The sequence below is a fragment of the Rhodococcus sp. MT28 genome (assembly GCF_058792695.1).
The window spans coordinates 20,166-27,736 of record NZ_JBXAFD010000025.1 but is presented as its reverse complement, the minus strand read 5'-3'; the positions used below and the strand labels follow the sequence as shown (position 1 = coordinate 27,736).

The 7,571-nt window shown below is 60.6% G+C and carries 8 protein-coding genes and 1 pseudogene; 7 read left to right on the top strand and 2 right to left on the bottom strand.

Features of this window, described 5'->3' with window-relative positions:
- Both AC1Q6C_RS32030 and AC1Q6C_RS32025 read left to right on the top strand, forming a co-directional pair.
- A pseudogene (locus AC1Q6C_RS32030) lies at positions 1–282 on the top strand (hypothetical protein); the annotation flags it as partial.
- Positions 283–353: 71 nt separating this feature from the next.
- Positions 354–974, top strand: coding sequence for a hypothetical protein (locus AC1Q6C_RS32025; protein WP_492667044.1), 621 nt, complete (start codon positions 354–356; stop codon positions 972–974).
- A 432-nt stretch (positions 975–1,406) separates the two neighbouring features.
- On the opposite strand, the gene AC1Q6C_RS32020 is transcribed toward AC1Q6C_RS32025, so the two are convergent.
- On the bottom strand, positions 1,407–1,823 hold the full coding sequence (locus tag AC1Q6C_RS32020; RefSeq protein ID WP_019749919.1) for a LuxR C-terminal-related transcriptional regulator: 417 nt from the start codon (positions 1,821–1,823) through the stop codon (positions 1,407–1,409).
- A 99-nt stretch (positions 1,824–1,922) separates the two neighbouring features.
- On the opposite strand from AC1Q6C_RS32020, the gene AC1Q6C_RS32015 reads away from it, so the two are divergent.
- Complete coding sequence (locus AC1Q6C_RS32015; RefSeq protein ID WP_019749918.1) at positions 1,923–2,717, top strand: hypothetical protein; 795 nt, start codon at positions 1,923–1,925, stop codon at positions 2,715–2,717.
- Positions 2,718–3,063: 346 nt separating this feature from the next.
- Here the strand turns inward: AC1Q6C_RS32015 and AC1Q6C_RS32010 are convergent, their stop codons facing one another.
- Positions 3,064–4,098: an AurF N-oxygenase family protein gene (locus tag AC1Q6C_RS32010; RefSeq protein ID WP_019749917.1), complete on the bottom strand. Its 1,035-nt coding sequence runs from the start codon at positions 4,096–4,098 to the stop codon at positions 3,064–3,066.
- A gap of 137 nt (positions 4,099–4,235) precedes the next feature.
- Between AC1Q6C_RS32010 and AC1Q6C_RS32005 the strand changes: the two genes are divergently transcribed.
- The 4 genes from AC1Q6C_RS32005 (at position 4,236) to AC1Q6C_RS31990 (ending at position 7,460) form a co-directional block, all read left to right on the top strand.
- Complete coding sequence (locus AC1Q6C_RS32005; RefSeq protein ID WP_125461329.1) at positions 4,236–4,484, top strand: hypothetical protein; 249 nt, start codon at positions 4,236–4,238, stop codon at positions 4,482–4,484.
- 837 nt (positions 4,485–5,321) lie between these two features.
- A complete protein-coding gene (locus tag AC1Q6C_RS32000; RefSeq protein ID WP_241896167.1) occupies positions 5,322–5,528 on the top strand; it encodes a ribbon-helix-helix domain-containing protein in 207 nt (68 codons plus the stop codon).
- The gene (locus AC1Q6C_RS31995; RefSeq protein ID WP_019749913.1) at positions 5,525–5,881 is read left to right on the top strand and encodes a type II toxin-antitoxin system PemK/MazF family toxin; all 357 of its coding nucleotides are present in this window, start codon (positions 5,525–5,527) and stop codon (positions 5,879–5,881) included. Before AC1Q6C_RS32000 ends, AC1Q6C_RS31995 begins: the two co-directional genes overlap by 4 nt.
- 190 nt (positions 5,882–6,071) lie before the next feature.
- Complete coding sequence (locus AC1Q6C_RS31990; RefSeq protein ID WP_492667043.1) at positions 6,072–7,460, top strand: DUF1254 domain-containing protein; 1,389 nt, start codon at positions 6,072–6,074, stop codon at positions 7,458–7,460.
- Positions 7,461–7,571 lie beyond the last annotated feature (111 nt).

Below are 7,571 nucleotides of genomic sequence, written 5' to 3'. Positions count from 1 at the left end.
CCCTCGCAGCCCATCGGCGAATATCCCGGAGCAGTGTTCCCTGCCGTTCAGCACACCGACAATCTCTTCGCAGCTCCTGCCGCCAGCGGGTGCGGGGTCTTCGGTGCACTCAACTGGGCGGTGAACCTGCGAGCAGGAACCCCCTCGGCCAGCGGAAAGAACTCTCTGACCACTTCCAGCGACGTCTACACCGTCGCCGCGCGCAAGGTACGACCGCCGGCAGCTTCCGCTGCGCAGGCAGCCGAACCTGCAGCTGTGGCGCAGATGGGAGCCGCCGGGTAGAGATCACACCCGCCTGAATTTCTTTCGACTGACGGTTCACCCCAAAGGTATTCGACAGAAAGGCACATCACATGTCATCACGCACAATGCTCGGCAAGGCCTCCGCGATCGTCGGGGCAGCAGCCGCATTGACCATCGCTGCATCCGGGATCGCAGCAGCGTCCACCACGATCAGCCCCGCCACAGCCACTCCGGTGACGGCCACCAGCAGTGGGCTCAGTTTCGTGACAACTGGCGGTCTCGAGTTGTACTGCACCAGCGTCAGCGGAACCGGAACCACCCCTGCAGCGCCCGGTAACGTGAACTCCGGAACGGGCGGCATCAACATCAACATCGCCAGCGTGGCACTGTCCGGATGTGACCTCGAAGGTGTGCCGGCAACGATCACCACGGCCGGTTCCTGGGCTCTGAACGTCAACGCCGACAGCGGATCACCGATGGGAAGTATCAAAATCCCCAACGGCGGAGCTCACGTAGTCGCTGGTAGCTGCGTCATCGACGTCACCGCCAGCACCGCCGGCCCCGTCCCCTACAACAACACAACACATACCGTCACCGCCAACAACACCGGAACGGTGAACTTCACCTCCAACGGGGGCAGCGCATCCTGCCCGGCAGCAGGAGCCGGAACGGCGAAGATGACCGGGGCGCTCAAGTTCAACTCCGCGCCCGGCATCACCGTCACTCCCTGACCCGGAATGTAGTTGCGCCACAGCCACACCCGCACTAAGTGAACTACATGCGGGTGTGGCTGCGGCGTACAGTTCGCGAACCGTCCCCCGGCACCGGTCGCTGCCTGAGCAGGATGGTTCACAGAACACATGATCGTTTGGCCGAGGACCCGCCCGATCTCTCGTAGTATTTCTCCACGGCGGTGAAAATCCCAGATCACCTTCTAGTGCCTCACCGAGAACCTGAGTGCCTTACTACCCATCCACGATCATGCATCATCTCACCAGTAGTGATGCGCTGGCCCTGTTGAGATGAAGATCGTAGTCGGCCTACGAATCGATCCGAATCGACGCTGTGACTCTCGGAACTCTGTGGCCCAGTGCTCGGTAGAAATGGTCGGCCGCGGCTGTGACGGAACGATTGACGGGCGAGTTCCGAGTGTCGGGACGCATTCAGTGTCCTGCACGGTGGCCGTCAACTCGATGTTCGCAAATAGCGCTGATCGCTTCAAACCTGCATTCCTGCAGACCGTTCGATCGATTATGCGTGAAGGTGGGACTCACGGTTTCGGGTGAAATTCCGAGTAAGCGTGCTACTACTTTACCGGAATAGCCTTCGGCGACCCGTTCGATGATCTCTTCTTGGCGCTTACTCAATCGCATCACGGTCGCCTCCTGCGGCGGTATGGATGGGCGCGGCGGGAGCAACTCACGTTTTGCGTCCAGTGGGGACGTGGAGGCAAAAACGATGCACAACAACGTGGTCGATGCAGATATGGGGTTGCCGAATCCGACTTCATCGCGGGTGCAGGGTTGATCCTGGCCGTGCGTGATGATTGCCAGAGTCCGGCGCGGCTGTCGATAGAGCATCGAATCCTGAGCTGGTACCTCGTTCGTCAGATGTAGTACTGCAGATGGATGTGCAGCCGCGTACCTGCTGATTGACTCTCTCCCGGAAGGGAGTCGTCAATGAGTACGTCCGTCAACCGAAACGGCTGGTCGATCGTTGCGTTGTCATGCGCCGGAGCGGCATTGGTGGCCGCGTTCGTTCTAGGCCCGGCCGCGTTGTTACGCGGACGCTATCCGCAGTTCCAGGATCAATCCGTCATGAGTGAGCTGCTCGGCCGCGGCTTGGTCGACTACTGGGGTAGCGGAGTCCGCACCTATCCGCTCGGCTTGGCGGAGATGGTGGACTACTGGTTCGAGTGGCACGCGATCAAGATCGTCATCTCGGTGCTGCTGACCGCGGTTCTGGGTCTGCTCGCGACGACCCTGTGGCGGCGATCTCTGACGGCCGGCGTAGGTTGCGTGGTCGCGGCGGCCACTACGACTGTGCTGTCATTGTTTTCGGTGTCTGTGGCTGTGCTCAACATCCAGTCGACGGTCGCACCCGTAGTCGCGCTGCTTCCGATGCTCTCCGCGGACAACTCGGACGGGCAGACAGCGCAGTCTCTGATCGAGAACGGTGTGCGCAGCGGAGACTCCAGGCCGCCACTGCTCGAGTTGCTCACACAGGTCGAGCACTACAACTGGGCGGCGATTGTCGCTATCGCCGGGGTGATCGCTGTAGTCGCAACCGGAACCGTCATCGCCTTCCGACGCTACAGGTCGTCGGACACGACAAACGGTGCCCACCGTCGGATGTTCGTCGTCCTCGGATCGCTCGGTGCTGTGATGACCATTGCGATGGCGCTGCTGTTCGTCGCGGCCGTTGTTGCCGTCGTCGATCCAGGAGAAGCTCTGCTCGGCGCGGTCGGCCTGTGACTCTATTGCCGGTCCAAGATGAAGGCCGACGGCGTATCCATGACCGAATCGCGGAAGTGCTGAACATCGCTCGCAGTACGTTGTACCCAAACCTGCAGTAGCAAAAGCGAATTCGCTACGGCATCGGAAATGTTGCGTCTCCGCCGGCACTGATGACTCGGCCGGCACTGACGTCACCGGTTCGGCCTCGATGGATGCGCTTCCTACAATTCGATGGGGCGATTCGGGTGTGGGCCTGTGGTTGGCGCGCTGATATCTGTGCGCCAGTCCCTCGACCGCGATGAGCGGGTAACGCAGCTGTCTGCCGAAGTGGGACAGGGGCAGCTGCGTCGCGGGTTGCAGATCGTCAAGCCGCGGCCCTCGACGGCTCGTTGCGGTAACGCGACAGCCGGCCGTCGGTTCCGGTAAGCCGCCAGGACCAGAGGGTGAGCCGGGTGCGCATTCCGTTGGCGTCGGCGAGGCTCCGGACGTCTGCGCAGGACTCTGTAAGGAGTCGCCGGAAATCGGGGTTGCGCATCGAATAGGTCTCGCGCAGAACATTGCGGGGAATACCCAGCAACGTGGCGTCCTGCCGGCTCGGGACGACGATGGACCAAAACCCTATGCGCATGACTACAGGCGTGGTGAGGCCGAGTGCGAGGCGGTTGAATCGGCTCATGCGCGGAGCGTGATGGCGCAACCATGCATGGGCGAACCCGATGTGACGTGCTTCCTCGGCGAGATGGATCTGCATGATGCGGTCGGTGAGCGGGTGAATGCCACCGCCGCGCATGATGCTCTTCTGGATGTGGTCGATCGGCTCCTCTCCAGCGAGGATGATCTGAAAGAAGAAACTGGGCCACAGCGATCCCAGCGAACCGACCAGGGGGAAGGCCTTGACAAGCCACGTTGGGGCACCGTGGACCTCCGGAGCCACCCGGTTGGTGAACTCCTGAAACATCTGGATGTGGTGCGTCTCTTCGGTGAGTTCGTGCATGAAGTAGCGGAATTCGGGGTTCTCGTTCGCCAGGCCCATCAAGAACTGGGTACCGCCGAGAAGGAGCAGTTGCTCGAACTGGGAGCCGGTCTTTGTTATAGATGCGAGCCGAATCCGGGCAACCCGCCGTTGTTCCTGGGGTGAGAGCGCGCGGTACCAGTCGGTGTGGGACAAGGGGTCGACCGCGGGGAGTGTCCATCTTGGGTCGTCCGCGGGGGCGGCGAACTCGGGCGAATTCCAGGCGATGTCTTTGAACGCCTCGAAGTGGAGCCCTGTCGAGGATGCCTCGGACAGTGTGCGCAGAGTGTCGTGGTAATCGCGACGTTCGTTGACGGTATTGCGCCCCGTAGTTGAGCGGACAGATGGCGCGTTACGCCGCGTGCGACGAAGTGTGAGGAACTGCATTTCGGGCTCCTTTGTGGCATCTATCTCAGACGTGCCCACAGTAAACTAAGTGTGACTACGCGTCCACAGTAACTGTATTGGTCTGCATGTCCACGGGTAAGCGCGGAAGGGTGAACGGGGACGCTCAACATCGCACCATGAGCGCGCGGCTCTCGGCCTTTGATGGTGGTGTGGGTCCTGCTGTCGAGACGACAGCGCTGGACGTGGTCGACGGTCGCACGTTAGGCCGTTGTGTGCATCCGCCGACCTATGCGGTGGGATGGGCGCAGGGAGAGGTTCTCGCGATCTCGTCACGGTTGGTGTCCCCGGTTGATCGGGTCGGAACTCACCTCGCCGAACTCGCGTCCCTGCACCGCGACGACATCCGAGGCGGCGCCGACAGTTGATCATGTGGATCGGCCCGCACGTCTTTCGTCATGCGACGGGGATCCGATGGCCCGTGGTTTGTTGCTCGGATGGCGATCGGTAACAGTGGAAATATCTCACCGGTAACTTTCAAGTTGTGTCAGTTCTCTTTCTTAAGTGACTGTGTAACAACCATTTTCGATGGAAGTCGCTATCTGAATTGAAATTCTGGGCGGAAATGCACGACGACCAATGACTCTGGCAGGGGTAACTGTGCGCGTCACCGATGGCGACGGAACCAACAGCGTCGAGATCGACATGCTCGTGACCGCCGACGCCATCACCGAAGTGCCGTCGGTTGGCTGAGACTTGTTGAGCGCCGAGTCTGCAAGAGCGGAGTTTGCGTCAGGCGCTCCCGGTAGAAGGGCGGTAGCCTTCAAGCATGAAACGGTCCAAGCCGGAAGGCGTTGGGCTGTAGACGTACTGGCGGCAGAGGGAATTTTTGCTTCGGAGCAACCTTTGGCCGCGTTACGTGAGTTGCGCCGGGCGAATCGAGCGTTGTCGCTTACCGGTGCCAAGGTTCTTCTGGATCAACTTCTGCCACCTCGCTAGCGCAGTCGCGGATCGCTATCACCGAAACGCCAGCGATCTGGTCCTGGGTCACCACTCCTGAATGATGTCGACGGTGCTCGTCCAGATCGCAGGGTTGTTGACCGCGAAGGTACATCAAATCAGCACGGCATCTCCGGGTGGCTATGAGGTTCGGAGACGCGTCGGGGTGGTTGCTTCCTTTGAATGGCTCTTTCTTACTGGCGGGGCGGTGTAGCCGTTTTCGCGGTGACCACCAGATCATACTTTGGTACGCTTAAAGTATGACCATGAAATTTACCATAAGTCTGCCTGACGAGGATGCACATCTACTCGACGAGTATGTGCGTGATCACGGACTTCGTGGCCGGTCGGCAGGAATTCGAGCCGCGCTCCGCCTACTCTCGACGTCCGGACTCGAACGTGACTACGCTGCAGCCTTTGCCGAAGGTGACGTAGATGAAGTGTGGGACGCTGTCACGGCAGACACGGAATGATTCGCCGCGCGCACATTCACTGGGTGGATCTCGATCCCGCGCAGGGCAGTGAAGCGGCGAAACGACGACCGGCGGTGGTGGTGAGCAACGACCGGGCCAACGCTACTGCAGAAAATCTCGGCAGGGGCGTGATCACCGTGGTTCCGTTGACTACCAATACCGCGCACGTGTTTCCGTTTCAGGTGATTGTCGAGTCCGACGAGTCAGGTTTGGCGCGAGCGTCGAAAGCGCAAGCGGAGCAGGTACGGTCGGTATCGGTTCGGCGTCTGGATCCTGAACCGGTCGGCAAGGTCGGGACGGAGACTTTCGCCGCGCTCGAGGATGCGCTGCGGTTGCACCTCGATCTGCAGTAACTTGGCGCTGCTGGGACCGGGTGATCGCCTCGATCGTCGGGGCGCGGTTGCCGAAGAACTTATTTTGTCTCCGCGAAGAAGCTGTTCGGCTCCGAACGCTGCCATGCCGGCACTGAACTGGACGCACTGAACTACTGGTTCACCCGGTGTGGGTGATTCGCGGCGTGGTTCTTTTCCGGACCATCTGGGTATGGCCGACATCAAATTGACGTATTCCTCCGGAGTTGTCCCCAGGGACGGAGAGCTTCCCGCTCGCGACCACATCGCGACGGTGTTCGACGAACTCGACTTCCAGACTGCGGTGCAGGCGTACTTGTGGGCCATCCCCATCGTATCCTGGGCGCAGTGGATGGACGTGCATACCAACATCTTCGGAGCAACTGCATCCGATATCGTCGTCTACCGCTCCTATCGTGACCGACTGGGCCTGATCACCGCCAACGCGACGACTCCGTACATCTTGAACTTCTTCGATCTCGGTACAACGGGTCCGTTGGTAATCGAGTTGCCGGCGGGGCCGACCGCCGGGGGCATCGCAGATTTCTGGCAACGAGAATTCGCGGTGCTCGGTGAGATGGGCCCCGATGCAGGCAAGGGCGGCAAGACCCTGGTAGTCGGCCCAGGCCAGAGTGCCGAGGACACAGGTGAATACACGGTTGTCCGCTCCCCGATGATGCACATCATGTTCGGCTTCCGCACGCTCGATCCGGACCCGGCGCGCTCGGACGCGTTGGTCGACGCTGTCCGGGTGTACCCGTACTCCGATCGTGAGAATCCGACTCCGACGCGTCTGGTCTCACCGGACGGCAAGCCCTGGAGCGGAATTCAGCCGCGAGACCTTCGGTACTGGGAACTTTTACACGACATCGTGCAGGACGAACCTGTCGAAGAGCGCGACCGGTTCCCGATGGCGTGGCTTCGGCAGCTGGGGATTGAGAGGGGCAAACCGTTTGCCCCGGACGATCGCTTGCGGAAGATCTTGCAGCGGGCAGTCGAAGTGGGGGTGGTGTTCGCTCAGGCGAATGCCTTTGTCAAACGCTTCCCCGGTTCGCGCTACTGGCCGGATCGTCAGTGGGACTTGGCGATTGTTCTGGACAACTCCGCTCAGCGAGGCGGCAACTACGACGAGTTCTACGAACGCGCGTCGTGGTTCTACGAGGCAGTCAGCTTCTCCAAGGCGATGAAGAGTACGACGCCTGGACTCGGTCAGGCATATCTGGGTAGTTACTCCGACGCTGACGGTCACTGGTTGGACGGCGGAAACAGCTACACACTCCACGTACCTGCCGATGTCCCGGCAAAACTGTTCTGGTCTGCGACGGTCTACTCGATCGACACGCGGTGCCTGATCGACAACGAGCAAGGGCGAGGCGACCATGGCTCGCGAGATGCCGATCTTGTTGTCAACGAGGACGGTTCGGTAGATCTTTTCTATGGACCGACTGCTCCGGAAGGGAAGGAATCCAATTGGGTTCAGACCATTGCGGGTCGGCACTGGTTCTCGTATTTCCGCTTCTACGGACCTCTCGAACCATATTTCGATCGAACGTGGAAGCTTGGTGACATCACGCCCGCCTAGATCATGTGTTCGGTGGTCGAGGTCTGTCGACGATTGCGCGGTATGTGACCTAGCCCGAACGGGCAGGTGTGAGAGGAGGAACTCTCAGTCGCGTGGTAGGTGTGTGTGGCA

What these genes read in the sequence shown, in the direction of transcription:
- AC1Q6C_RS32005 (WP_125461329.1), top strand. Translation starts at nt 4,236, where the DNA reads ATGAGCGCGCGGCTCTCGGCCTTTGATGGTGGTGTGGGTCCTGCTGTC.
- AC1Q6C_RS32000 (WP_241896167.1), top strand. Translation starts at nt 5,322, where the DNA reads ATGAAATTTACCATAAGTCTGCCTGACGAGGATGCACATCTACTCGAC.
- AC1Q6C_RS32020 (WP_019749919.1), bottom strand. Translation starts at nt 1,823, where the DNA reads ATGCTCTATCGACAGCCGCGCCGGACTCTGGCAATCATCACGCACGGC.
- AC1Q6C_RS32010 (WP_019749917.1), bottom strand. Translation starts at nt 4,098, where the DNA reads ATGCAGTTCCTCACACTTCGTCGCACGCGGCGTAACGCGCCATCTGTC.
- AC1Q6C_RS31990 (WP_492667043.1), top strand. Translation starts at nt 6,072, where the DNA reads ATGGCCGACATCAAATTGACGTATTCCTCCGGAGTTGTCCCCAGGGAC.
- AC1Q6C_RS32025 (WP_492667044.1), top strand. Translation starts at nt 354, where the DNA reads ATGTCATCACGCACAATGCTCGGCAAGGCCTCCGCGATCGTCGGGGCA.
- AC1Q6C_RS32015 (WP_019749918.1), top strand. Translation starts at nt 1,923, where the DNA reads ATGAGTACGTCCGTCAACCGAAACGGCTGGTCGATCGTTGCGTTGTCA.
- AC1Q6C_RS31995 (WP_019749913.1), top strand. Translation starts at nt 5,525, where the DNA reads ATGATTCGCCGCGCGCACATTCACTGGGTGGATCTCGATCCCGCGCAG.